2 protein-coding genes are annotated in these 1,967 nt (G+C 77.1%); one reads left to right on the plus strand and one right to left on the minus strand.

Translation table 11 applies throughout. The features are described 5' to 3' along the window. Positions 1-210 precede the first annotated feature (210 nt). A complete protein-coding gene (locus ACWGKI_RS20795; RefSeq protein WP_452189578.1) occupies positions 211-564 on the minus strand; it encodes a DUF3017 domain-containing protein in 354 nt (117 codons plus the stop codon). A gap of 64 nt (positions 565-628) precedes the next feature. On the opposite strand from ACWGKI_RS20795, the gene ACWGKI_RS20800 reads away from it, so the two are divergent. Continuing rightward, entirely contained in the window at positions 629-1,915 is a 1,287-nt protein-coding gene (locus tag ACWGKI_RS20800; RefSeq protein WP_452189580.1) for an NAD(P)/FAD-dependent oxidoreductase, read from the plus strand. The last annotated feature ends 52 nt before the right edge of the window (positions 1,916-1,967 follow it).

Here is a 1,967-nt window from a genome sequence, read left to right on the forward strand (position 1 = left end):
TTTTTTTAACCCCCCCCCCCCACATACACCAAAACAGTTTTTTGGGGGTGGTGTTTTTTTTTTTTTAACCCCCGCCCCCACCCCCCCGCGCCCGCCCCCCCCCCGCGGCCCCCCCCCCGGCGAGCGGCCCGCCACCCCACGGGGTGCCGGCCCTCTCGTTCTGTCGTGCGTGCGTCCTTGTCGTGCGTGCGGTCGTGCCGCAGGCGGCCGTCAGCTCAGGCCCGGCGCGGTCAGCGCCAGCACCCCGATCACGACGGCAGCCACCCAGCACAGGACGACGTCGAAGCCACGGCTGCGGACGACGAGCCCGACCGGGCCGGTCGCGGAGGTCGCGCGCCAGGTGCCCGCGACCGCCAGCGTGAGCGCCACGACGCCGGTCCCCAGACGTGCCCCGACGAGCACGCCCAGCACGACGGCGAGGACGATGCCGCTCAGCACCGTGACGATGGCCCGCTCGGGGCCGGGCACCGCGCGCAGAGCCTCGTCGTGCTCGGCGTCGACGGCGTGCCACTTGGGCGCGGGCCTGCGCCCTCCGGGAGGGTCGGGCAGCGCACGGGGTTCCACGGCAGTCGAGCCTACCGGTCGTCGGGCACGAGCCCGCCCTCGGGTCAGGGTTACGGTGAGCAGCGTGCCCGAGCCCACGACCACCGTCCCCTCCCCCGCTCTCCCGCCGCCCCGGTCGGTCGTCGTGGTCGGCGCCGGCCTCGCGGGCGCGCAGACGGTCGCGGCGCTGCGCACGCACGGCTTCGACGGCCGCATCACGCTGCTCGGCGCGGAGGGCGTGCCCCCCTACGACCGCCCGCCCCTGTCCAAGGAGCTGCTGACCCGGCCGGAGCCGGTGTGGCTCAGCGACGACCTCGGCGTCGACGTCGAGGCGCTCGCCGACGACGTGCGGCTGGCCGAGCCGGCCCAGGGGCTGGCCCTGCGGCCGGACGGCGCGGTCGTCACGACGGCGCGCGGGACGGTCGAGGCGGACGCCGTCGTGCTCGCGGTGGGGTCCGTCCCCGTGGTGCCGCCGGGCTTCGCGTCGTCCGACCTGCTGCACACGGCCGCGGACGCCGCGCGCCTGCGCGGAGCGCTGCGCCCCGGGCTGCGCCTCGTGATCGTCGGCGCCGGCTGGATCGGTGCCGAGCTCGCGGGGGTCGCGGCGGGTGCGGGTGCGGAGGTCACCGTGCTCGAGGCCGCCGACGCACCCCTGTCGCGCCAGCTCGGACCTGAGGTGGGCGGCCACCTCGTCCGGTGGTACGCCGAGGCCGGGGTCCGGCTGCGGACCGGCGCCGCCGTGGCCGCCGTCGACGGCTCCGGCGTGCGGCTGTCCGGCGGCGAGCACGTCCCCGCGGACCTCGTGCTCACGGCCGTCGGGGCGCGCCCGGCCTCGGACTGGCTGTCCGGAACCTTGCCCCTGGACCCGCGGGGCGCCCTCGTGGTGGACGCCGACGGGCGCGTCCCCGGCCACCCGCGAGCGTGGGCGGTGGGCGACGTCGCCACCCGCGCGCACGCCGTCTTCGGCACCGTCCCCGGCGGCCACTGGTCCGCGGCGCTGCACGACCCGGACGCCACCGTGCGCGCGATGCTCGGCGTCGGCGGCGGCGCGGCGCACGCGCCGTACGTGTTCTCCCAGCAGCTGGGGCACGACCTGGCCCTGCTCGGACTGCCTGCCGCGGACTCGCCCGTGGTGCTGCGGGGCGCCCCCGGCGACGGCCCCTGGGCGGCGCTGTACCTCGACCCGCAGGAGACGGCGGGCGGGTCGGCCGGAACCGTGGCGACCGTGCGCGCCGTCCTCCTCGTCGACTCCCCCCGCGACGTGGGCGGCGTGCGCCGGCTCATGGCCCGCGGCGAGCCGTTGCGCCTCGACCTGGCGCGTGCCACCGACCCCGCCGTCCGCCTGAAGGACGCCGTCGCCGCCCCCGCCTGACGCAACGAGCGTGCTGACTTGATCCTCAAGAACGCTGTTTGAGGATCAAGTC

Source organism: Isoptericola sp. NPDC055881 (genome assembly GCF_053615895.1).